The 21968-nt window shown below is 61.5% G+C and carries 18 protein-coding genes; 8 read left to right on the top strand and 10 right to left on the bottom strand.

The annotated features are described in order from the left end of the window. Positions 1–119: 119 nt before the first annotated feature. Positions 120–485, top strand: a complete 366-nt coding sequence (locus JNO50_RS18000) for an acid-shock protein (protein WP_189532088.1) — start codon at positions 120–122, stop codon at positions 483–485. A 59-nt stretch (positions 486–544) separates the two neighbouring features. Here the strand turns inward: JNO50_RS18000 and JNO50_RS17995 are convergent, their stop codons facing one another. The 6 genes from JNO50_RS17995 to JNO50_RS17970 all read right to left on the bottom strand — a co-directional run bounded on the left by JNO50_RS17995 (position 545) and on the right by JNO50_RS17970 (position 11474). Continuing rightward, positions 545–2326 carry a ShET2/EspL2 family type III secretion system effector toxin gene (locus tag JNO50_RS17995; protein ID WP_189532090.1) on the bottom strand — a complete coding sequence of 594 codons (1782 nt, stop codon included), beginning with the start codon at positions 2324–2326 and terminating at the stop codon, positions 545–547. A gap of 147 nt (positions 2327–2473) precedes the next feature. Beyond that, positions 2474–2950 carry a YbaK/EbsC family protein gene (locus JNO50_RS17990; RefSeq protein WP_189532092.1) on the bottom strand — a complete coding sequence of 159 codons (477 nt, stop codon included), beginning with the start codon at positions 2948–2950 and terminating at the stop codon, positions 2474–2476. A gap of 15 nt (positions 2951–2965) precedes the next feature. Then, positions 2966–6796, bottom strand: a complete 3831-nt coding sequence (locus tag JNO50_RS17985) for a DUF3683 domain-containing protein (RefSeq protein WP_189532094.1) — start codon at positions 6794–6796, stop codon at positions 2966–2968. Between the two features lie 162 nt (positions 6797–6958). Then, positions 6959–7927 (bottom strand): 4-hydroxythreonine-4-phosphate dehydrogenase PdxA, encoded by a 969-nt coding sequence (gene pdxA / locus JNO50_RS17980; RefSeq protein WP_189532096.1) that lies wholly within the window; start codon positions 7925–7927, stop codon positions 6959–6961. Positions 7928–7967: 40 nt separating this feature from the next. Further along, positions 7968–9248: a peptidylprolyl isomerase gene (locus tag JNO50_RS17975; RefSeq protein WP_189532098.1), complete on the bottom strand. Its 1281-nt coding sequence runs from the start codon at positions 9246–9248 to the stop codon at positions 7968–7970. A gap of 3 nt (positions 9249–9251) precedes the next feature. Further along, a complete protein-coding gene (locus tag JNO50_RS17970) occupies positions 9252–11474 on the bottom strand; it encodes an LPS-assembly protein LptD (protein WP_189532100.1) in 2223 nt (740 codons plus the stop codon). 75 nt (positions 11475–11549) lie between these two features. On the opposite strand from JNO50_RS17970, the gene amgK reads away from it, so the two are divergent. The 6 genes from amgK to JNO50_RS17940 are packed head-to-tail and all read left to right on the top strand — an operon-like array spanning position 11550 to position 15914. Further along, positions 11550–12554 (top strand): N-acetylmuramate/N-acetylglucosamine kinase AmgK, encoded by a 1005-nt coding sequence (gene amgK / locus JNO50_RS17965; RefSeq protein WP_189532102.1) that lies wholly within the window; start codon positions 11550–11552, stop codon positions 12552–12554. Further along, positions 12554–13243 carry an N-acetylmuramate alpha-1-phosphate uridylyltransferase MurU gene (murU, locus tag JNO50_RS17960; RefSeq protein ID WP_189532104.1) on the top strand — a complete coding sequence of 230 codons (690 nt, stop codon included), beginning with the start codon at positions 12554–12556 and terminating at the stop codon, positions 13241–13243. The genes amgK and murU overlap by 1 nt, the downstream gene beginning before the upstream one ends. Next, a complete protein-coding gene (gene ruvC / locus JNO50_RS17955; RefSeq protein ID WP_189532105.1) occupies positions 13240–13779 on the top strand; it encodes a crossover junction endodeoxyribonuclease RuvC in 540 nt (179 codons plus the stop codon). The genes murU and ruvC overlap by 4 nt, the downstream gene beginning before the upstream one ends. A 43-nt stretch (positions 13780–13822) precedes the next feature. Then, the gene (ruvA, locus tag JNO50_RS17950; protein WP_189532107.1) at positions 13823–14413 is read left to right on the top strand and encodes a Holliday junction branch migration protein RuvA; all 591 of its coding nucleotides are present in this window, start codon (positions 13823–13825) and stop codon (positions 14411–14413) included. A gap of 52 nt (positions 14414–14465) precedes the next feature. Then, the gene (gene ruvB / locus JNO50_RS17945; RefSeq protein WP_189532109.1) at positions 14466–15494 is read left to right on the top strand and encodes a Holliday junction branch migration DNA helicase RuvB; all 1029 of its coding nucleotides are present in this window, start codon (positions 14466–14468) and stop codon (positions 15492–15494) included. Positions 15495–15509: 15 nt separating this feature from the next. Then, complete coding sequence (locus JNO50_RS17940; protein WP_189532111.1) at positions 15510–15914, top strand: hypothetical protein; 405 nt, start codon at positions 15510–15512, stop codon at positions 15912–15914. A 52-nt stretch (positions 15915–15966) separates the two neighbouring features. Here JNO50_RS17940 and JNO50_RS17935 read toward each other — a convergent pair whose 3' ends face one another. The 4 genes from JNO50_RS17935 to bioA all read right to left on the bottom strand — a co-directional run bounded on the left by JNO50_RS17935 (position 15967) and on the right by bioA (position 21218). Next, positions 15967–17277 carry an NAD(P)/FAD-dependent oxidoreductase gene (locus JNO50_RS17935; protein ID WP_189532113.1) on the bottom strand — a complete coding sequence of 437 codons (1311 nt, stop codon included), beginning with the start codon at positions 17275–17277 and terminating at the stop codon, positions 15967–15969. Between the two features lie 164 nt (positions 17278–17441). Further along, on the bottom strand, positions 17442–18509 hold the full coding sequence (locus tag JNO50_RS17930; RefSeq protein WP_189532115.1) for a polyamine ABC transporter substrate-binding protein: 1068 nt from the start codon (positions 18507–18509) through the stop codon (positions 17442–17444). Positions 18510–18616: 107 nt separating this feature from the next. Next, the gene (proB, locus tag JNO50_RS17925) at positions 18617–19741 is read right to left on the bottom strand and encodes a glutamate 5-kinase (protein WP_189532116.1); all 1125 of its coding nucleotides are present in this window, start codon (positions 19739–19741) and stop codon (positions 18617–18619) included. A gap of 130 nt (positions 19742–19871) precedes the next feature. Then, positions 19872–21218, bottom strand: coding sequence for an adenosylmethionine--8-amino-7-oxononanoate transaminase (bioA, locus tag JNO50_RS17920; RefSeq protein ID WP_189532118.1), 1347 nt, complete (start codon positions 21216–21218; stop codon positions 19872–19874). Between the two features lie 270 nt (positions 21219–21488). Between bioA and JNO50_RS17915 the strand changes: the two genes are divergently transcribed. Beyond that, positions 21489–21959 carry a pilin gene (locus JNO50_RS17915; protein WP_189532120.1) on the top strand — a complete coding sequence of 157 codons (471 nt, stop codon included), beginning with the start codon at positions 21489–21491 and terminating at the stop codon, positions 21957–21959. Positions 21960–21968: the final 9 nt, after the last annotated feature.

Here is a 21968-nt window from a genome sequence, read left to right as displayed (position 1 = left end):
ACACAGACGCAGTTCTGGACCGAGCATAGGATGAATTCATGGAAGCGCGGTTACCCCAACCTCAAGGCGGCGCGCTTCATGATGATCACCTTACCTCAACCGATGTGGAGTGTTTGAACATGAAAAAGATTGCTGCCCTGATCCTGACCGCCGTGTTCGGCCTGACTTCCGCTGCCGGCTTCGCCGCCGACGCGTCGGCCGCTTCCGCTCCGGCCAAGCATCATGCCGTGAAGAAACATCACAAAGCTTCGAAACCCGCCGCTTCCGCCGCTGAACAAAAGGCTCAGGCAGAAGAAGCGTCCGCGCCGGCCAAGAAGCATGCCGCCAAGAAGCACCGCAAGGCGGCCAAGCCCGCTTCCGCGGCTGAGCAAAAAGCCCAGGCCGACGAATCCTCGGCTCCGGCCAAGAAGCACCACGGCGCCAAGAAACATCACAAGGTCAAGAAGCATCACGCTTCGATGAAGAAGGCGGCGGCTTCCGAATAATCGGCACCGGTAGCATGAGAAAAGGGAGACGGAAGTCTCCCTTTTTGTTTGACGCAAGATCAACCTTTTTGGGTCGTTTGTCGGCGCTTTAGTCTCAGAAAAGCCGCAAGGCGCTTATACCAAGGGTGCCAGTTCGCGACAATATCGCGAACTTTGTGCACCGTCTGTTCATCCAGGCGTCCAAGGACGCTTCGCGGCAGTTCCTGGAACAGCTTCAGTTTGCGTACGCTTTTTCTTTTGATCAATTGGTTGGTCATGGCTGCGAACGCTTTTTGATTACCCGCAGTCCAACTCGTATTGCGTGCCAACAAGGTCTTCATGTGGGACAGGGTGATCTTGCCGCGTCGGAAACGATCACAGAACGATTTGAATCGTTGTTCAGAGATCACGTACTTGGGAAGAGGCAAATCATTGGCAAGGCATGCCATGATTTGCTGTTCCGAAAGATGCAACGATGCGTTGATGTTGTCCAATTCTTCTAATAACCGCTCCAGCATGGAACGGTTATTAGTCTTGATCAGCCGATCAAGATGACTGCACCCGAGCGCCTTGCTGGGATGTAGCAGCAGGGCATTCAGATCAATCCTTTCAAGGACGGATTCCGATAGGCGAAGTAAGGCAACGGGGTTGTCAGAGCAGTTTTCTGCACAGTCACGCAGCCATCCTTCCATGGCGTGGAAGTCGGCATCCTTGGTCAGGCGCGACACGGACGCGAACGAGCCAAATAAAACGTTGTAAGGCGTCTTATGAAGCATCACTTGGGCGGCGCTTGGCAAGGTGGCATCGGGGTGTCGTTGGTGAACGGTAAAGCTTCGTGGCTTGAACGTGGCTGGATTTTTGGCAGGGGATTCGATGCGCTGCAGAATTAGCGCGCCGCCCGATGACGGGAAAAAGTTTTGAAAGGATAACAGTTGCTTGAAATCCGTCGGTAATTCGTCAAGATTGCGAACGTGAAGGCGTGCGTAAACTTCCGTCGCATTGGGGTCGAACAGAGAGACCGTGTAACCTTCGGGTTTACGCTCAAGATGAAGCGCCATCGCATGGCTAAAGGCGTGTACGAGGTATTTGCGCGTAGTTTCCTGACAAGTTGTCATGGCGGTGAACTGGTCGTGGAGAAACACATCGAACTCGTCGTCGATGATCAGGTGATTCTCCTCGGCTTTACTCACCAGCTCCACGAACATATCGTCGGTGTCCGCAGCAACGCTGGAGGTGACGCCAGTATCCGACCGGTAGGGGGAGAGCCATGATCCCGGTTTGCCTTCGCTGTTCGACACGAGATGAGTGGCGAGGTGCCGACAGGCAATGATTTGCTCTGGCGCATTTGCAAAATGCAGTTCGCAATTACGATTGACTTTAGGATTACCATTTCGCGAGTAGTAAGGTCGCCCGGTATGCTTGAGCCAATTGTGCAGACCCTTGTCGGTTTGCCATGCGGGCTGCCCGGATTGGTCGATGAGGGAGAGGTTGTCCCAGTGGCCGAGCAGGACTTCCGCTTTGAGGCGGCAGTCGGCTGTTGCCGTTTTTCCATGTGTCTTCAAGGCTTGGCGGATGTCATCCAGCGAGCCGTCCAGCATCGCGCTCTCCAGTTCGGAGGGGACGGCGGGTCGTTCCGGGAACAGCAGCTCGCGGTCCCGCGCCAGCCGATCGGGTCCGGACGGCGAATCGGTGGCGGTCTCGGCCCTCGCCGTGACCAATTGGCCCGCCAGGGAGGTCGTGTCGGCTGTGTGAGCCGGGGGGCTGGAGGGCAGAGTGGGTGCATTGCCGCAGGTGAACGGCTTGTTCTCCGAGGGACAGGGGGGGAATGAGGTAAAAGAGTTGGCCGGTCCGATCCGTAGCATGATTATCCTCGTTGGCGTAAGCTAATGCGGTAGCTTGGTGTGCTGGCAAAATAACGAGGAGTATTGCCCTTAGGGTGCCGTGAGAAAATCGGACGAATCCGAAAGATGAAACCGGAAGTGGGCAAGGCCCCCCCAGTTTCCATTGGTTCAATGCGCCGGTTCCGGCAGGCGTGTCACAGCCACCCAGTTGTCGCCGAGCAATTCGGCAAGATAGGGAACGGCGATGCGTATCGCGGTGTGAATGCCTCCCGCCGCGGGCATGACTTCGTCCCAGTGTTTCAGCGAGGCATCAAGATAGACCGGCAGAGGGGTGGTAAGTCCGAACGGACACACTCCGCCGACCGGATGGCCGGTGATGGCCTCGACATGTTCGGCATCCAGCATTTTGCCTTTGCCGAAGGTTTCCCTGAACGCCCGGTTGTCAATGCGGGCGTCGCCGCTCGCCACCAGCAGGAAGACCTCGCCATCCGCCTTGCGGAACGCCAGGGTCTTGGCGATCATGCCGGGCTCCACGCCATGGGCGCGGGCGGCGAGCTCCACGGTCGCCGTACTGGTTTCCAGTTCGATGATGGGAATGTCCAGGCCGCGCTCTTCGAACTCGCGGCGCACCGACTCGATGCTCACTTCGTGCTCCTCCGTCTATAGCAAGACCCGCTCGATCCCGCCGTGGCGGGCCTTTTCCACATAGTCGGGCATCCAGCTCTCGCCGAGAATGTGTCGGGCCAGTTCGATAACGATGTAATCGGCCTCTGTACCCGTGTCGTTATTGTAACGCGACAATCCTTGCAGACAGGATGGACAGGATGTGAGTATTTTGACCGGCTCCTTGCTGTCATTGCCCAGTTTCGCCAATCCCTTGTTGATTTCTTCTTCCTTGCGGAAGCGTACCTGAGTGGCAATGTCCGGGCGCGATGCGGCGAAGGTGCCCGACTCGCCGCAGCAGCGGTCGTTGAGCAACACCCCGCCGCCCATCAGCTCGTTGACAACCTTGATAGGCTGGTAAGCTTTCATCGGGGTATGGCAAGGGTCGTGATAGAGGTATTTACGCCCTTCGACCCCTTCGAGCGAGATACCTTTCTCCATCAGGTACTCGTGGATATCCAGCACTCGGCAGCCGGGGAAAATGTCCTCGAAACGGTAGCTTTGCAATTGGTCATAGCAGGTGCCGCAACTGACGACGACGGTCTTGATATCCAGGTAATTCAGCGTATTGGCGAGGCGATGGAAGAGCACGCGGTTTTCCGTGGTGATTTCCTCCCCCTTGTCGGCATATCCCGCCGACGCCTGAGGATAGCCGCAACACAAATAGCCGGGTGGCAGCACGGTCTGGACGCCGACATGCCAGAGCATCGCCTGGGTGGCGAGGCCGACCTGGCTGAACAGGCGTTCCGAGCCGCAACCCGGAAAATAGAACACCGCTTCGGCTTCGGTCGCTTCCGGGGAGCGAATGACCGGCACGACGGTGGCGTCTTCCAGATCCAGCAGCGCGCGCGCGGTTTTTTTCGGCAGGCCGCCCGGCATCGGTTTATTGATGAAGTGGATAACCTGCGCCTTGATGGGCGGTTTTTCCACGGTGGATGGCGGCGCTTTGGTCTGGTTGCCGATAAGTCCGAAACGCCGGGCCAATTCGTGCGCGGCGCGCTGCGCCTTGTAGCCCATGCGGATCATGCCGGTGCGCAGCGCCTTGATGGTGGCCGGGTCCTTGGCGGTGAGAAAGGCCATGCCCAGCGCCGTGCCGGGATTGAAGCGCGCATTGCCGGTCTTGCGCAGAAAATTGCGCATGGCCACCGAGACATCGCCGAAATCGATTTTCACCGGGCAGGGATTCACGCAACGGTGGCAGACCGTGCAATGGTCGGCGACATCGGCCAGTTCATCGAAATGCTTGAGGCTCACTCCGCGACGCGTTTGTTCCTCGTAGAGGAAGGCCTCGGTCAGCAAGCCGACACCCAGGATCTTGTTGCGAGGCGAATAAAGCAGATTGGCGCGCGGCACATGGGTCGAACAGACCGGTTTGCATTTGCCGCAGCGCAGGCAATCTTTTACCGATTCGGCGATTCCGCCGATATCCGACTGTTCGAGAATCAGGGACTCGACCCCCAGAAGCGCGAAAGACGGCGTGTAGGCGCGGGACAGGTCCGCCCCCGGCAGCAACTTGCCGCGATTGAAGCGGCCCTCGGGGTCGACCTGCTGTTTGTAGGCGACAAAGGGCGCCAGCTCGTCTTCGCCGAGAAACTCCAGCTTGGTGATGCCGATGCCGTGCTCACCGGAAATGACCCCGTCCAGCGAGCGCGCCAGCGCCATGATGCGGCCGACCGCCGTGTGCGCCGTGGCAAGCATGGCCGGGTTGTCCGAGTTGACCGGGATATTGGTATGGACGTTGCCGTCGCCCGCATGCATGTGCAGCGCGACGAACACCCGGCCGCGTAGCACGCGGCCGTGGATGCGATGCACGGCGTCCAGAATGGTCGCGTCGCTTTTGCCGGCGAACAGGGCTTCGAGCGGCGCCTGCAATTCGCTTTTCCAGCTCACGCGCAACTGCATGTCGCGCATGGCGAGAAACACGGTGGCCGGGCGCGCGTCCGCTACCTCCAGACGGATATCCGGCCACCGTTCGCGCAGGGCCTCGAACGGAGCGTCCAGATTGTCCAGCAGCCACTGCCAGCGCTGGCGGGTTGTGTCGATGAGGGAGAGGGCCTGTTCCCTACGGTCGCCGATCAGTTCATCGGCCGTTACGCTGCTGCCATCGGTGTCCACCGGCAGCCTGCCATGAAAATACTCGGTCAGCGTATCCGTCAGTTCGATCTTGTTGGCGATCGACAATTCGATGTTGATGCGCTCGATGCCATCCGAGTAGTCGCCGAGGCGCGGCAACGGGATGACAACGTCCTCGTTGATCTTGAAGGCGTTGGTGTGACGCGCGATGGCGGCCGTGCGCGAGCGATCAAGCCAAAAGCGCTTGCGGGTCTCGGGCGCGACGGCGATGAAGCCTTCGCCGGTTCGGGCGTTGGCAAGACGCACGACATGGCTTGCCGCGTCGCCCAGCGCCGTTTCGTCGTCGGCCACGATGTCGGCCAGCAGCACCATCTTGGGCCGGCCGCGTGATTTGGCCTTGGTGGCATAACCAACCGCGCGGACATAGCGCCAGTCAAGATGCTCAAGTCCCGCCAGACGCACGCTCGGATGGGCGTCCAGATAGTCCTTGATTTCGACGATCGCCGGCGTGGCCTGCGCCACCGTTCCGAAAAACTCCAGGCAGACGGTGCGGATGTGATCCGGCATCCGGTGCAGCACGAAGCGCGCGCTGGTGATGATGCCGTCGCAGCCTTCCTTCTGGACGCCAGGCAGTCCGGCGAGGAACTTGTCGGTCACATCCTTGCCGAGACCCACCTTGCGAAAGCGGCTGCCGGGCACCACGAGATCGCGGCTTTCCAGCACGGTTTGACCATCGTCGTCGAGTCGGCTGATGCGGAATGTCACCTCCGGCGCGTCGTGGATCTTGCCGAAATTGTGCCCGATCCGTTCGATGAACTGCCAGTTGCCGTTCGGATCGACCATTTTCCAGCTGGCGAGGTTATCGAGGGCGGTACCCCACAGCACCGCCTTTTTGCCGCCGGCGTTCATCGCGACATTGCCGCCGATACAGGACGCCTCGGCCGATGTCGGATCCACCGCGAATACCAGACCGGCGGCCGAGGCCGCTTCGCTGACGCGCGCCGTGACCACGCCGGCGCCGCACTGGATTGTCGCATGCCGCCCGGAAAGCCCCGGCAATTCAATGTGTTCGACCCCCTGGTGCCGGTCGAGCTTTTCGGTATTGATGACCGCCGACAAGCGGTCGAGCGGTACGGCCCCTCCGGTGTAGCCGGTGCCGCCGCCACGCGGAATGAGGGTCAGGCCAAGGTCGATACAGGCGCGCACCAGCGGCGCGATCTCCGCCTCGCTGTCGGGGCACAGCACCACGAACGGGTATTCCACGCGCCAGTCGGTGGCGTCGGTGACATGGGAGACGCGGGCGAGTCCGTCAAAGAGGATGTTGTCCCGACGGGTCAGCTTGCCGAGGCGGCGCAGGACTTTCTGGCGCAGCGCGCGGGTTTCGTCGAACTGTCGGGCGAAACGCCGCACGGCATCCTGCGCGGCGCGCAGCATGACGCCGACCTTGTCGTTGCCGTCCCGGCGTTTTTCGATTTCGCCGAGCCGGTGGCGCATCGCCTCGACCAGCGCGGACAGGCGGCGGGGATTGTCGAGCAGGTCGTCGACCAGATAGGGATTGCGGTCGACCACCCAGATGTCGCCCAACACTTCGAACAGCATGCGGGCGGAGCGTCCGGTACGTCGTTCGCTGCGTAATTCTTCAAGCAGCGTCCACAGATCTTCGCCGATCAGTCTGATGACGATTTCCCGATCGGTGAACGAAGTATAGTTATAGGGGATCTCGCGGACCCGTTGCTGGTGATCTGTAGGTGTCATTGCCCGGTGCTCGGTCTTTTTTTGGATTCAGGCTGAAAGTGTATCCCAATTGCTGCGTTGCGCAAATGCCGATGGCAATAGGGTTATTGCGGCAAAAACTCCTTTTACGTGAAGCTTTTGCCCGCGATGTGAAGGTTGTCTGACAATCGTCCGGGCCTGATATCAGCAGGACAGTCTGGCGGCCAGCTCGAAGGCTTCGAACAGACTGCCCGGATTGGCCTGGCCGGTGCCGGCCAGATCCAGCGCCGTGCCATGATCGACGGAAGTTCGCACGATGGGCAGGCCCAGCGTGATATTGATGCCTTCACCGAAGGACGCATGCTTCAGAACGGGCAGGCCCTGATCGTGATACATGGCGAGCACAGCATCGGCGCCGGCAAGCTTTTCCTGCCCGAACAGCGTGTCGGCCGGAAGCGGGCCGACAAGGCGCAGACCCTCGGCGCGCAAGGTGTCGAGCACTGGGCCGATGATGTCGATCTCTTCCCTGCCAAGATAACCGCCTTCGCCGGCATGAGGGTTGAGTCCGGCGACCAGAATCACCGGATCGGCGATCCGAAAGCGGTTGACCAGATCCTTGTGCAGAATGCGGAGGACTTCGGTCAGCCCGTCGCGGGTGATGGCGTCCGCCACATCGCGCAAAGGGAGGTGGGTGGTGGCCAGCGCCACGCGCATGCCGCTGCCGGCCAGCATCATCACGACTTTACCGGTTGCCGTGCGTTCGGCGAGGTATTCGGTATGCCCGGTGAACGGTACGCCGGCGTCGTTGATCACGCCTTTATGAACCGGCGCGGTGACCATGCCGGCAAACTCACCGGACTGGCAGCCGTCAATGGCGATGTCGAGCGTGTCGAGTACGTAGCGGGCATTGGCCGGGTCGAGCCGGCCCGCCTGGGCCGGATGCGCCAACGGGACGTGGCGGATCTCCAGGACTCCCGGGCCGGGATCGCACCCCTGGTCATAACCGGAGAAGGATACGGAAAGTCCCAGTTGCCGGGCGCGCGCCTCCAGCAATCCGCGGTCGGCGATGATCACCGGACGGGCGGCCGTATGGCGCCCGGCCAGCGCCAGCACAATATCGGGACCGATGCCGGCCGGTTCGCCGGCCGTCACCGCGAGTATGGGGCGCGTCATGATGCACTTCCTATGAAAAAAGGGCCTTCCGGCCCTTGGGTTACTTGTCGTCCAGGTGGTCTTCGATGTACGCGCTGTCGCGCAGCTGGCGAACCCAGTCGATATAGGTCTGCTCGGCCTTGCGGGCACGAATCTGTTGTTTGGCCTGGGCCTTCTCGCGTTCACCCGAGACATCCTGGGTTCGTTTGCTTTCCAGCAGGATCAGGTGCCAGCCGAAGGGAGAGCGAACCGGCTCGGAAACGGTATTGAGCGGAAGAGCGACCATGGCCTTTTCGAATTCGGGGACGGTGTCGCCGGGGTTCAGCCAGCCAAGATCACCGCCCTTGGCATTGCTGCCATCCTCGGAAAACTGCTTCGCCATATCGGCGAACGCAGCGCCCTTGACGATGCGGTCGCGGATCTGCTGAATCTTGGCGCGGGCTTCGGCATCCGAGGTGATTTCGTTGGTGCGCACGAGAATGTGACGGGCATGGTATTGCTCGACCATGACGGGCCCCTTGCCGGTGCGCTTCTCCTGCATCTGGAAAATGAAGAATCCTTGCTGGGTGCGGATCACGCCGGTGTGCTGACCGGGCTTCATGCTTTCAAGCAGGGTGACGAAATCGGGCGGCAGACCGTTGGACGGACGCCAGCCAAGCTCTCCTCCCTTGAGGGCGTTGGGCGCGTCGGAATAAGTGGCCGCCACTTTACCGAATGGCTGCCCGGCGTTCAGTTCCGCCAGCGCCTTTTCCGCCTTGCGCGCCTTGTCTTCGGTGGTCTTGCCGTCGGCGCGTTCGGGTACGCTCACCAGGATGCTCGCCAGATGGTATTCGGCATTGTTGGTGCTTTGCGCGCTTTTGAGCACCTGTTCGACCTCGGTGTCGCTGACATTGGTGCGGTTGTCCACTTCGCTCTCGCGCACGCGGGAGAGCAGGATCTCGCGGCGGATGTCGTTGCGGAAGGTTTCCCATGGTTCGCCGTCGCGGGCCACGCGCGCCTTGAGGCCGGCAAGGTCGGTACGATTCTGCTGGGCCAGCGATTTGATCGCCTGGTCGATGTCACTGTCGTCGGCGGTGATGTTGTTGCTGGCCGCGAATTGCAATTGCACCTCTTCGGTGATCATCTGATCCAGCACCTGGCGCGACAGCACCTGCCCGTCGGGCGGAGCGATTTTCTGGGCCTCCAGCGAACGGCGCGCCTGGGCGATGCGCGCCTTCAGATCCTGCTCGGTGATCACGCTCTTGTTGACGATGGCGACAATGCGGTCCACTCCGACGACCGGTGCCGACTGGGCATGGCTGAAGGAAGCGGCCAGCAGCAGGGTAAGAAAGGTTTTTTTCATGATTTACGGTTCCACGGAACGGGTTTGGCTGTAGCCCGGAATCGCCAGGCGCAGCGTGTCGATCGGATTGCTGCCAAGGCCGCCGATGCCCTTGAGCTCAAGCTGGATGAAGTAGGCGGTACGGGTCGTCACCAGATTCGTGACGTAGCGTTGGCCGACCAGGCGCACGGACCAGCAGCCCTGGTTGTATTCGACCCCCGCGAGCTGCTCGAGGTTCTTGCGGTCGCGCAGTGAGTAGTTGTTGCGGGCCAGCGCGTAGACATTCTTGGTCAGCGGCCATTGCACGGCGATGTCCAGCTGGCGCAGGTAGTCGCGCCGGGTGGCGCTGACCTGTTCGTCGCGCCCGTAACGGTAGCGGACACTCAGCGTCTTGCCCTGCTTCGGCTGATAGATGACCCCCATGTCGTAGCGCTGGGTTTTGCCAAGGTCGTTGTTGTACTGGTAACTGCTGTCGAGCCGCAGCGAGCGGGTCAGGGAGCCGCCGATGCTGGCCAGGATATCCGAACCGTTTTTCTTGCGTTGGGTTTCCGCGCCGGAGAGGGAGATATCATCATTGCGGAAATAGAAACGCTGGCCGACCGCCACGCGCAGGGTCTCAAGCCCGGTGTCCTGATTGATCAGGCTTGACGTGAGGGCGGCGGAAACCTGGTTGGCGCCGTTGATGCGGTCTCCGCCGGAGAAGCGGTTTTCCGTGAACAGCTGGGCAAAACCGATATCGTTTTCGGAGCTGTCGAAGTTCGGCAGCTGGCTCTGCGCTTTTGTCGGTATGTTGACGTAGTACAGCCGGGGTTCGAGGGTCTGGGTGTAGTCGCTCCCGAGCAGCCGGGTATCGCGGTCGAAATACAGACCGCTATCGACCGTGAACACGGGCAATGTCCGGGTCGCATTGCGCGATGCCGCCCCCTGATAGGCCGCCAGATCGTAATTGGTGTAATTCACTCCCAGCTTCGGTCTCAGAAAGCCCCATGTCCGGGCAAAATTCCAGGTGACGCTCGGGTAGGCGATCAGCCGCGTGCCCTCCTGCTGGGTCGGGTGGGAGAATTGCGTCAGTTCGCTGGTCAGGTTCGCGGAGAAACCCTGGGGCAGCGTCTGGTAGGCCGTGAAGGTCAGTTGCGGCAGGCGCGCATAGGGCGGCGTCACCGGACTGAGCGGATCCTGCAGAGTCTGGTAGCGTTGCATCCTGGCTTGCGCATTGGCGCTTCCGCCTGTCCAGCTCATCGCGTAATTGACCCAGGCTTCGCGCAGCAGGTTGACGTTGGCGGCAATCGCCTGACGGTCGCCAAAGTCGCGGAAGTAGTCGTCGTCGGACACTTTGGTGGCGTCGTAGCCGAAAGTCAGTTGTGGTGACAAGCGCTGAATGTGCTGCCCTGACCAGACATAGCGGTGCTGCTTGGTGACGGCATCCTTGGGCAACTGGTCGGTGAAGAGCGTGCCGGAGTAACCAGGTTGCAGATAGCGGAACTCCGCGCCCATTCCGATCCCGTGTTTGGTGTTGGTGTGGGGGGTGAGCGTCAGGTCGTAGTTGGGCGCCAGGTTGAAATAATAGGGAACGGTCAGTTCCGTGCCGTTGTTGGTCGTTTTCAGGGTCGGAATCAGAAACCCGGTCTTGCGGCCGTTGTTCAACGGAAAGTCGATCCACGGGGTGTACCCGATCGGCACGCCCTGGAAGAAGAGTGTGGCATTCCTGGCGACGCCGACGTTACTGACATAGTCCAGATCCAGTGTCGATGACTTAAGGTACCACGACTCGTCGCCCGGTTCGCAGGTGGTGGCCTCGGAACGCCGGATCCGGTACTGGTCCGGTCCGTTGAACTCCAGGTGGTCACCCTTGCCACGCAGGGTGGCGCCTTTTTGCCGGGAACGGAATACCGGGGACTGAGCGCTGCCGGTATGGGAGTCGAGGTAGTAGTCGAGGAGACGGCCATCCACCTGTTCGTTCGGCTTGATGATGCGGAACGCGTCACCGGCCTTGAGCCGGCTGGATTCGCGGTAGTAGTCGAGCCACTCGGACAGCACGGTCTGGTCGTCCTTGTGCGTGACGACATTGCCGCGCGCCTTGAGCAGGGTATCCAGTTGCCCGTCCACATGATCCGCGTCCATCCGGACCTGTCCCGGGACCTGGGCGGGGAGCGCGACGCTGTCCTCGATCTGCTCCGAGCGCGCCGTTTGCAGGGTAAACGCGGTGGCCAGCGCCAGCGCGATCGGTGTCATTTGAGTTCTGTGCATGCACAAAGCCATATCTTGGGTGCAATCAGCGGTATAAAATCGCACAATTCTATCAGCACCGCAACGAACTGAAACATGCAAAGACTTGAAGATTTGAAGGCGTGGTTGGCCAGCCGCTATCCGGGACAGGATATCAGCGTCGAATTCGCGGCCGCGGACGCCGATTTCAGGCGCTATTTCCGGGCGGTATTTCCGGATGGCAGCACCCGCATCGTGATGGACGCGCCTCCCGACAAGATGGACACCCGGCCTTACGCCCTGGCGCGCGATGTGTTTTCCATGGTGAACGTGCCCGCCATCCACGCGCATGACCCGCAGGCCGGTTTCATGGAACTGGAGGATCTGGGACGCGTCACCTACCTTGACGCCCTGTCCCACGATGACAGCCCTGCGACCCGCCGCGTCCTGCTCCTGGAAGCGATCGATACCCTGGTCGAATTGCAGAAGGGCAGCCGTCCGGATGTGTTGCCAGAGTACGACGAGGCGTTGCTTAGACGTGAATTCGGCCTGTTCGCCGAATGGTATGCCGGCAAGGAACTGAAAAAACCCTTCACCTTTGCCCAGCGCAAGTTGTGGGATGAGGGGTGCGATGTTCTGCTGGCCAATATTCTGGCCCAACCGAAAGTGTATGTGCACCGCGACTTCATCGTGCGCAACCTGATGCTGACGCCCGGCCGTCCCGGGGTGCTGGATTTCCAGGATGCGGTCTACGGGCCGGTGACCTACGATCTGGTTTCCCTGTTACGCGATGCCTTCATCGGTTTTGACGAGGAGTTCGTCCTCGACATGGTTGTGCGCTACTGGGAGAAGGCGCGCGCCGCTGGTCTGCCCGTCGCGGAGAGTATCGATGATTTCTACCGCGATGTGGAATGGATGGGCGTGCAGCGTCATCTCAAGGTGGTCGGGATTTTCTGCCGGTTGAGCCACCGTGACGGCAAGCACAAATACTTGGCCGAGGTGCCGCGTTTCATCGGCTATCTGAAGCACAGCACACGCCGTTACCGGGAACTTGCGCCGTTTTATGAGTTGATCGTGCAGTTGGTCGGCGACGACGATGTGACCACCGGATACACCTTCTGATGAAAGCCATGATTCTTGCCGCGGGCCGTGGTGAGCGCATGCGCCCGCTGACCGACCATACCCCCAAGCCTTTGCTGAAGGCGGGGGGAGAGTCCCTGATGGGCTGGCATATCCGCCGCCTGGCTCGGGCGGGGTTCTCCGAGCTGGTGGTCAACCATGCCTGGCTTGGCGAGCAGATCGAGGCGGCGTTCGGCGACGGTTCCGCTTACGGCGTGTCGATCTCATGGTCGCGCGAGGCGCAGGCCCTCGAAACCGCGGGCGGCATCGCCAACGCGTTGCCGCTGCTCGGCGGCGAGCCTTTCGTGCTGATCAACGGCGATGTGTTGGCCGACATCGATTTCGGGCGTCTTGCCGAAGCGGCCCGCGGGCTCGACGGTGTTGAGCGTCTGGCTCATCTGGTCATGGTGCCTAACCCTGCCTGGCGTGCCGCGGGAGATTTCGATCTTGGCGAGGACGGTTTTCTGACCGAAGGCACAAGCCTGACCTTCGCCGGCGCGGCGGCCTACCACCCTGCGATGTTTGCCGGAATGCCGCCGGGACAAGCCGCTCCCATGCTGCCCCTGTTCCGGCGGTCGATCAAGGAACGGCAAATCACCGGTCACCGTCATGACGGCCTGTGGCTGGATGTCGGCACGCCGGAACGCCTGCGGGAGGCCGATCGTATCGCCACCGGGCGGGATTGGGCATGAACGCCCCGAAGCGGCGCATTCTCGGCATCGATCCGGGATCGCGCATGACCGGCTTCGGGGTTGTCGATGTCGTCGGCCAGCAGCGCCTCTATGTCGCGTCGGGGTGTATCCGAACACCGGACGGCGCGGCGCTGGCCGAGCGTATCCGCGTGATCGTCACAGGGCTTTTCGAGGTGGTCGACACCTATCGCCCCGACGAAACCGCTGTCGAACAGGTCTTCGTCAACGTGAATCCGGCGGCGACCCTGATGCTGGGGCAAGCGCGGGGCGCCGTCGTATCGGCGCTGGTGATGAAGGATCTGCCGGTCGCCGAGTACACCGCCCTGCAGGTCAAGCAATCCGTGGTCGGGCATGGCAAAGCGCCCAAAGAGCAGGTGCAGGCGATGATCGTGCGGTTGTTGTCCCTGTCGGGCACGCCACAGGCCGATGCGGCCGATGCGCTCGCCGTCGCGCTGACGCATGCCAACCACAGCCACGCCGCATTGGCGGCGTTCACCCGCCAGGGTCTCCGCATCAAGGGAGGCCGTTTGGCATGATTCTTTTTTGCAACACTATGGCCGGAATGGCCGAGGAATGCCGATGATTGGTCGCTTGAGCGGAACCCTGATCGAAAAACTGCCCCCGCAGGTGGTGGTGGATGTCAATGGCGTGGGGTATGAAGTGGATGTGCCGATGACGACTTTCTACCAGCTGCCGGCGCTGGGCGAGCCCACGCGGCTGTATACCCATCAGGTGGTGCGCGAGGACGCTCACTTGCTGTTCGGCTTCGCGACCCGCGAGGAGCGCGAGACCTTCCGTCAGTTGATCAAGGTCACCGGCATCGGTGCGCGCATCGCGCTGGCGATCCTCTCCGGCATGACCGCCGACGAACTGGCGGTGGCGGTGGCGACCGAAGACATCAAGCGTCTTTCCTCGGTACCGGGCATCGGCAAGAAGACCGCCGAGCGTCTGGTGCTCGAGTTGCGCGGCAAGCTCTCCACGGGAACTGCCGCGGTGGTGCCGGGCGGGTTGCCGTTCGCCGCCACGCCGGACGACCGCGGCGATATCGCCAACGCCCTGCTTGCGCTGGGTTACAACGAGAAGGAAGCGCAGGCGGCGATGAAGGGTCTGCCACCGGAGGTGACGGTCAGCGAGGGCATCCGGCTCGCGCTCAAGGGACTGGTGCGTTGATCTGGTACTATAGGGTATGCGAAGAAGGAGCCCCGTACGGGCCGGTTGAACCATGATTCAGACAGATGACCTGATGGGCTCGGTGCCCGAACGGCTGGTGACGCAGCAAAGCCTTTCCTCTCAAGAGGAGGCTCAGGAGCGCGCGTTGCGGCCGAAACTGCTGGACGAATACGTCGGGCAGGCCAAGGCGCGCGAGCAGCTGGAAATCTTCATCGAAGCCGCGAGGCGACGCGGCGAGGCGCTCGACCATGTGCTGCTGTTCGGGCCCCCGGGGCTTGGCAAAACGACGCTCGCGCACATCATGGCGCGCGAAATGGGGGTCAACCTGCGCCAGACCTCGGGCCCGGTGCTTGAGCGCGCCGGCGATCTGGCCGCCTTGCTGACCAATCTTGAGCCGCGCGACGTGCTGTTCATCGACGAGATCCATCGTTTGAGTCCCGTGGTCGAGGAAATTCTCTATCCCGCGCTTGAGGATTACCAGATCGATATCATGATCGGGGAGGGGCCGGCGGCCCGCTCCGTGAAAATCGATCTCCCCCCGTTCACGCTGATCGGCGCCACGACGCGCGCGGGCATGCTGACCAACCCGTTGCGCGACCGCTTCGGTATCGTTGCGCGCCTGGAGTTTTATTCGTCCGAAGAGCTTACCCGGATCGTCGAGCGGTCCGCGGGGCTGCTCAATGTCAGGTTGGAGGGGCAGGGCGCATTCGAAGTGGCGCGCCGCAGCCGCGGGACGCCACGTATCGCCAACCGGTTGCTGCGTCGGGTACGCGACTATGCCGAGGTCAGGTCGGACGGTACGGTGGGGCCCGAAGTGGCCGATGCGGCGCTGTCCATGCTGGATGTCGATCCGGCGGGCCTCGATGTCATGGACCGCAAGCTCTTGTCGGCGATCATCGAGAAATTCACCGGTGGACCGGTGGGTCTGGACAACGTTGCGGCGGCGATCGGGGAAAGCGCCGACACCATCGAGGATGTGATCGAACCTTACCTGATCCAGCAAGGTTATCTGCAGCGTACCCCGCGGGGACGGGTGGCGACGCCGCTCGCGTATACCCATTTCGGGCTGTCCGCCAATTAAATCAAGGAAATCACCATGTTCTACGTGCTGCTCCTGGCGACCCTGTTCGTCTCTCTCGCTGTTTCATATGCTGTAACCCGTTTTTTCGACAAGACAGTAAAAAAACTGCTGGTACGCCTGGTGGGTGACGAATTGTCAGGTGCCTGGAGCCAGTATCTGCAGTTCGCGGTGATGGTGGTCGGCGTCTCTGGAGGGGTGCGTTTGTGGGAACTGGAAAAGTATGTCAGCACCAAGGGCGAGTCCGGTCCGATGGAGTTGAACGGGATGCGCTGGACGCTGGAGGTTTACCGCACCATGATTGAAACCCTTCAGTCGGTCGCCTGGGTGATGCTGATGTTCTTCCTGTGCGCGATGATCGGTTTTGTGCTGATGCGTACGCTGGAGGCGCGGCGAGCCAAGCATGAAGACGACATGCAGTGAATTCAGTCGGACAGACAAACGGCCGCTCTTGCGGCCGTTTATCGTTGTGAGATCAGTGCAGCTTCAGTGACGGCCGCACCACGCGCCGCAGTTTGTCGCCGATCAGGAGCAACAGGGTCAGAACCCAACCGTGCACCACCGCCTGGTGCAGACGGTAGAGAGAGGCGTAAATCAATTTGGCGCTACGGCCCTCCACATAGTAGTCGTGTTTGGGGCCGACCAGCGCCGACAGGCTGCCAACGGCGCTGTGCTTTCCGAGTGACACCATCATGCCCTGTGGCTTGAAGGCAAACGGCCGTCCCTCCTTGCCCTTGAGCCGCAAGCCAAGTTCACCGGCAAGCCAGCGGGCCTGCTGATGGGCCACTTGCGCAGTGGCCGGGAGGCGGGAGCCCGTGTCGCCGTCCGGCGCCGATGCACAATCGCCCAGCGCGAAGATCCGTCCATTCGGATGCGCGCGCAATCTGGTGTCGACTTCGATCTGATTGAGCCGGTTCCTGTTGAGTCCCGGCAGTGTGGCGAGCCACTGGGGCGCCTTGACTCCGGCCGCCCAGACCATGATATCGGCGGGAATGCGCTGTCCCCCGCTCAATTCGACTTCGAGAGGATGCACGGCCGCGACGCGGCTGGCGGTATGCACGGTGATGCCGCGTTCTTTCAATTGCGCCTCCGCGTAGGCCGACAAAGAAGGCTGCGCTCCCGGCAGGAGGCGTTCCGCGGCTTCAATGACGGCGATGCGGACTTTGTCCGGCGCGAGCCGTGCGCCGTAAGCGCGCAGTTCGCACAGGGTATGGTTCAGTTCCGCGGCGAGTTCGACGCCGGTGGCGCCTCCTCCGGCAATGGCGATCGACAGGGCGCGCTCAGGATGGCAGCCGCAACGGAACACATGCTCAAGCACGGTACGGCGCAGCCGTTCGGCATCCTCGGGCGTGTTCAGGAACAAGGCGTTCTCGTGAGCTCCCGGTGTGCCGAAATCATTGGCCTGCGCGCCGACCGCCAGCACCAGCCAGTCATAGGCGACTTCGCGGACCGGGCAGAGCGCTTGCCCGTTCTGGCCAGAAACCGGGGCGAGCCGCAGTACGTTCCGCTCCGGATCGAGTCCGTCCATGTAGCCGTACTCGAATTCGTAGCCATTGCGGTAACCATGCGAGAAATAGTTGACTTCGTCTTCGCCGGTATTGAGCACGCCGGTCGCCACTTCGTGCAGCAGGGGTTTCCAGATATGGGTCGGCGCACCGTCGACCAGCACGATCCGGGCCTTGCGGGGCTTGCCGTGGCTTCGCCCGAGGCGAGTGGCCAGTTCCAGTCCGCCGGCGCCGCCTCCGACAATGACGATGCAGGGTAACGCAGAGGTACGGCTCAACATCGGGGATCCTTTCGCTGCGGTGGCTTTACCATGATGATGGCACGATTGCGGGGATACGCACCAACTGCGGAGGTCCGGAGCTCCGGGATATGTCGTGGATCGGCACATCGCAAAAAAAACGGCCTCCGGAAAGCGGAGGCCGTTCGGGAGAAAGGGGCGGAAAGTTAACCGCCGACTTTCAGGTCCGTCCAGATGCGGTTCAGTTCGCGGCGCGACTTGACGTCCATGTCCTTGAGCAGAATCAGCTTTTGCTTGGCCGGATCCGCCATGATGACCTTGTTGGCCTTCACATCGGGTTTGAGGAAGGCGGTGGCGGCGGCATTGGGGTTCACGGAGCCGATGATGTTGGAGACATCCGCCGCGTTCTTGCCGTCAAGCAGGAAGTTGATGAACTGGCTGGCCAGCGCGGGGTTTTTCGCATCCTTGAGCACGACCAGGTTGTCGAGGCCGAGGATGTTGCCTTCCTTCTGGGTTTCGTAACCGATGGTGAACGGCCGCTTGGCCGCCTTGGCATCGTTCATGGCCTGGAAAAAGTCGTTGCAGTAACCCAGTACCAGCCAGATATTGCCGACCGTCAGTTCCTTGATGTAGGACTGGTTATTGAAGGCGGCCCAGTAAGGCTTGGCCTTGCGGATCACGTCCGCCGCGGCCTTCCAGTCGGCCGGATTGGTGGTGTTCGGATCCTTGCCCAGATACATCAGCGCCGCGCCCATCAGTTCGCGTTGCGAATCGAGCACGGTGACCTTGCCCTTGACCTTGGCGAGGTACTTCGGATCGAAGACCGCGGCCCAGGTATTGGTGGGGATGCCGAGCGAGCGGATCTTTTCCGTGTTGTAGCCGATGCCGGTGACGCTGGCGAGCAGCGGGGCGCCGAACTTGTTGCCCGGATCGAACGGGGCATTGAGCTGGAGGAAGGCGGGCTTCAGATTCTTGAAGTTGGGAATGTGCGCCTTGTCCAGCGGCTGCAGCTTGTTCTGCTTGGCGAGCGTTTGCATGGCATAGGTGGTCGGCACCACCATGTCGTAGCCCTTCGCCCCGGCTGCCAATTTGGCCAGCATTTCCTCGTTGTCGCCGTAGTAGTCCTCGACGACCTTGCAATGGCAAGTCTGTTCGAAACGCTTGATCGTATCGGGAGCGATCTCGTTGTTCCAGTTGAAAATACGCAGCACATTGTCTGCCTGGGCCGAAGCCGCGGCCAGCAGCATGAGAGCGGCAATCGCATAGTGTTTCATGACACCAGTTTCCTCTTGGGCGGGAGATAAAACCCCTGTCGCGATCACGAAACAGGGGCGGGATAACAACAACGTCAGTCAGGGTAACAGCGTCGGAGCGGGAAGTCTCAGTGAGCGGCTCCGACCATATTGTCCCGATGGATCAGTTCCGCTTCCACCAGGTAGCCCAGCACAGCCTCGATGTCTCGCGTGGCTTTGCCGAGAATTTGTCGCGCCTCGTCGGAGCTGTAATTGACAAGACCGCGGGCGACTTCCTGGCCGGATGGATCAAGGCAGGCCACGGCTTCGCCGCGCAGGAATTCGCCGTCCACCGCGGTGACCCCGACAGGCAGCAGGCTGGTGCCGCGTTCGCGGATGGCGCGCGCCGCGCCTTCGTCAAGATGCAGGGCGCCGCTGAGTTTCAGATGATCGGCGAGCCACTGCTTGCGCGCCGCCAGCCGGGTGGTGGTGGCTTCGAGCTGGGTGCCTATGCATTCGCCATCCGCCAGCCGGGACAGCACATGCGGCTCCCGGCCGCAGGCGATCACGGTCGCCGCGCCGCTGTGCGCCGCCCGTTTCGCCGCCAGGATCTTGGTCAGCATGCCGCCGGTGCCGACCGCGCTGCCCGCGCCGCCGGCCATGGCTTCGAGCGCGGGATCCCCGGCCCGGGCCGTCGCGATCAAGCGGGCGTCGGGATGCTTGCGCGGGTCCGCGCTGAACAGCCCCTGCTGGTCGGTGAGAATGATCAGGGCATCGGCCTCGATCAGGTTGGTGACCAGGGCGCCGAGGGTATCGTTGTCGCCCAGACGGATCTCGTCGGTCACCACCGTGTCGTTTTCGTTGATGATCGGAACGACATTCAGGTTGAGCAGCGTCGTCAGTGTGGAGCGCGCATTCAGGTAACGGGTGCGATCCGCCAGATCCTCGTGCGTCAGCAGAATCTGGGCGGTGCCAAGACCATGTTGCCGGAAGGCGCTCTCATAGGCTTGGCACAGACCCATCTGCCCCACGGCGGCGGCGGCCTGCAATTCGTGAACCGCGCGCGGCCGGCTGGCCCATCCCAGGCGCTGGCAGCCTTCGGCGATCGCGCCGCTGGAAACCAGCACGACCTGCTTGCCGCGCCGCTTCAGCTCGGCGATTTCCGTTGCCCAGCGGTGCAGGGCAGCCATGTCCAGACCGCGGCCATTGTCGGTGACAAGACTGGAGCCAACCTTGACGACCAGCCTGCCGGCATCGTGAATCAGCGAATGCATACAGTGTTCTCTTGTGGGGTTGCAATTATAAGGTGGCCGGGTCCATCGTGGTGAGACCTCGGCTTGAGACATATCAAGCTTTTCTTTCTCGGTGTGAAGGACAATACGGTTATGCCGTTTGTGTATTGCTTCACGGCAGGGCGAGTCCGGCGCCGATCCGGCCCGGGTCATCGGCCAGAGCGTCCAGGCTTTTGCACGTTGCTTCGGCCAATTGAGCCATGTGCGCGTCATCGATGCAGTAAGGCGGCATGAAATACACCGTGTTGCCGATCGGGCGCACCAGACAGCCCTGCGCCAGCATGGCCTGGAAGAAAGCCTGGCCGAAGCCGGGGTGCGGTGTGTCGACGTCGAATGCCCAGATCATGCCGGTATGACGGAAGTGATGGATGTCGCGGCGTTGGCGCACCGGTTCGAGATAATGGGTGAATTGGTTCGCCCGTTCGCGGTTGGCGGCGAGGATGTCGTCGTCCCTGAAAATGTCGAGCACGGCGAGCGCGGCGCGGCAGGCAAGGGCGTTGCCGGTGTAGCTGTGCGAGTGCAGGAATCCCCGGGTGACGTCTTCGTCGTAAAACGCATCGTAGATGCCGTCGCGGGTCAGCACGCAGGAGAGCGGCAGGAAACCGCCGGTGATGCCTTTGGACAAACACAGGAAATCGGGACGGATGCCGGCCTGCTCGCAGGCGAACAGCGTGCCGGTACGGCCGAAGCCAACCGCGATTTCATCGGCGATCAGATGCACGTCGTAGCGGTCGGCCAGCTGTCGCACCGTTTCCAGATACAGGGGCGAGTACATGGCCATTCCCGCCGCACCCTGCACCAGCGGTTCGAGAATGATCGCCGCGATGTGGGCCGATTGTTTGGCCAGCACGTTCTCCAGGGCGGCCGCGGCGGCGAGCGCGACATCGTCGGCGTTTTCGCCTTGCGCCGCCTTGCGGCTGTCCGGAGACGGGACGCGGATGGCATTACGCAATAGCGGGGCATAGGTGGCGGAGAACAGGGGGACGTCGGTGACCGACAGCGCTCCGGCGGTTTCGCCGTGATAACTGTTTTCCAGGCTGATGTAGCGGTTTTTTTCCGGTTTGCCGAGATTCTTCCAGTAATGGAAGCTCATCTTGAGGGCGATCTCGGTGGCGCTCGCTCCATCCGAGCCGTAAAACGCGTGGCCTAGGCCGGTCAGCGCGCCAAGGCGCTCGGAAAGTTCGACGACCGGCGCGTGGGTGAACCCGGCCAGAATGACGTGTTCGAGCGAGTCGAGCTGGTCGCGGATCGCGGCCTTGATGCGCGGTTCGCCATGACCGAAGAGGTTGACCCACCAGGAGCTGACACCATCGATATACCGGTTGCCTTCGAAATCGGTCAGCCAGATGCCGGAGGCCTCGCGAACGGGAATGATGGGCAAGGTTTCATGGCGCTTCATCTGGGTGCAGGGATGCCAGACAGACGCGCGGCTGCGTTCGAGCCAGTGTTGATTGGACATGGAACCGATCCTGAAAACGTATGAGGGAATGCTAACACAGTCGCAGCGGGCGAAGCCTGTGTGCGGCTCGAGGACATCCTGGCAGAAACCGGTGTGGGTTCCCCGGTGGGAACCGACCGCGTATGATCAAAAATAACGATGAGAAGCCTGAGTCCGGGAGTCTGCTCTCCGGCGACGGCCTGGTAAGAGCACGTATCAACTTGACGCAGGAAAAGCTGTGCTTTCGGGCCGGTTTTTCTGTAAACCATTCAGCAAAACACTGGAGATGATATGCAACACAGAGCACAACGCGGTTTCACGCTGATCGAATTGATGATCGTGGTCGCCATCGTGGGGATTCTCGCGACCCTGGCTGTACCGAGGTATCTGGACTACACCCGGCGGGCGCGGGTGGCGGAGGCTCTGACGCTGATGGCGGGGGCGAAAACCCGAGTATCCGAGGCCATCATAACCAATAATGTCATGCCGGCGACGGCGGCACTCGTCTTGCCTGCGGTATCAACTGATAATGTATCTGATGTATCGTATGCGTTAGCCAATGGCAATGGGTTTATCACTGCGACGCTAACTCCTGCGGTGGCACCGGCGAATACGAATGCCATTTCATTACGCGCCACGTTGAATAACGGCAATCTGACCTGGGCTTGCGTGAATGGCAACAGCGCCGGGCAGAACGGTGTGCCGGCGGAAATCCTGCCGTCATCTTGTGTCCAGCCAGCTGCCGCACCAGCGAACCCGTAACATGGCATA

The organism is Paludibacterium paludis (assembly GCF_018802605.1).
GTDB lineage: Bacteria > Pseudomonadota > Gammaproteobacteria > Burkholderiales > Chromobacteriaceae > Paludibacterium > Paludibacterium paludis.
Note: the sequence above shows the minus strand (reverse complement) of the source record. Positions and strands in the feature narration are given on the sequence as shown.

Excerpts from the sequence above, each read along its gene's own strand:
- proB (WP_189532116.1), bottom strand. The coding sequence starts at position 19,741 with ATGCATTCGCTGATTCACGATGCCGGCAGGCTGGTCGTCAAGGTTGGC.
- JNO50_RS17935 (WP_189532113.1), bottom strand. The coding sequence starts at position 17,277 with ATGTTGAGCCGTACCTCTGCGTTACCCTGCATCGTCATTGTCGGAGGC.
- JNO50_RS17985 (WP_189532094.1), bottom strand. The coding sequence starts at position 6,796 with ATGACACCTACAGATCACCAGCAACGGGTCCGCGAGATCCCCTATAAC.
- JNO50_RS17930 (WP_189532115.1), bottom strand. The coding sequence starts at position 18,509 with ATGAAACACTATGCGATTGCCGCTCTCATGCTGCTGGCCGCGGCTTCG.
- amgK (WP_189532102.1), top strand. The coding sequence starts at position 11,550 with ATGCAAAGACTTGAAGATTTGAAGGCGTGGTTGGCCAGCCGCTATCCG.
- JNO50_RS17915 (WP_189532120.1), top strand. The coding sequence starts at position 21,489 with ATGCAACACAGAGCACAACGCGGTTTCACGCTGATCGAATTGATGATC.
- bioA (WP_189532118.1), bottom strand. The coding sequence starts at position 21,218 with ATGTCCAATCAACACTGGCTCGAACGCAGCCGCGCGTCTGTCTGGCAT.
- JNO50_RS18000 (WP_189532088.1), top strand. The coding sequence starts at position 120 with ATGAAAAAGATTGCTGCCCTGATCCTGACCGCCGTGTTCGGCCTGACT.
- JNO50_RS17970 (WP_189532100.1), bottom strand. The coding sequence starts at position 11,474 with ATGCACAGAACTCAAATGACACCGATCGCGCTGGCGCTGGCCACCGCG.
- pdxA (WP_189532096.1), bottom strand. The coding sequence starts at position 7,927 with ATGACGCGCCCCATACTCGCGGTGACGGCCGGCGAACCGGCCGGCATC.
- JNO50_RS17975 (WP_189532098.1), bottom strand. The coding sequence starts at position 9,248 with ATGAAAAAAACCTTTCTTACCCTGCTGCTGGCCGCTTCCTTCAGCCAT.
- ruvC (WP_189532105.1), top strand. The coding sequence starts at position 13,240 with ATGAACGCCCCGAAGCGGCGCATTCTCGGCATCGATCCGGGATCGCGC.
- murU (WP_189532104.1), top strand. The coding sequence starts at position 12,554 with ATGAAAGCCATGATTCTTGCCGCGGGCCGTGGTGAGCGCATGCGCCCG.
- ruvB (WP_189532109.1), top strand. The coding sequence starts at position 14,466 with ATGATTCAGACAGATGACCTGATGGGCTCGGTGCCCGAACGGCTGGTG.
- JNO50_RS17940 (WP_189532111.1), top strand. The coding sequence starts at position 15,510 with ATGTTCTACGTGCTGCTCCTGGCGACCCTGTTCGTCTCTCTCGCTGTT.
- JNO50_RS17995 (WP_189532090.1), bottom strand. The coding sequence starts at position 2,326 with ATGCTACGGATCGGACCGGCCAACTCTTTTACCTCATTCCCCCCCTGT.
- ruvA (WP_189532107.1), top strand. The coding sequence starts at position 13,823 with ATGATTGGTCGCTTGAGCGGAACCCTGATCGAAAAACTGCCCCCGCAG.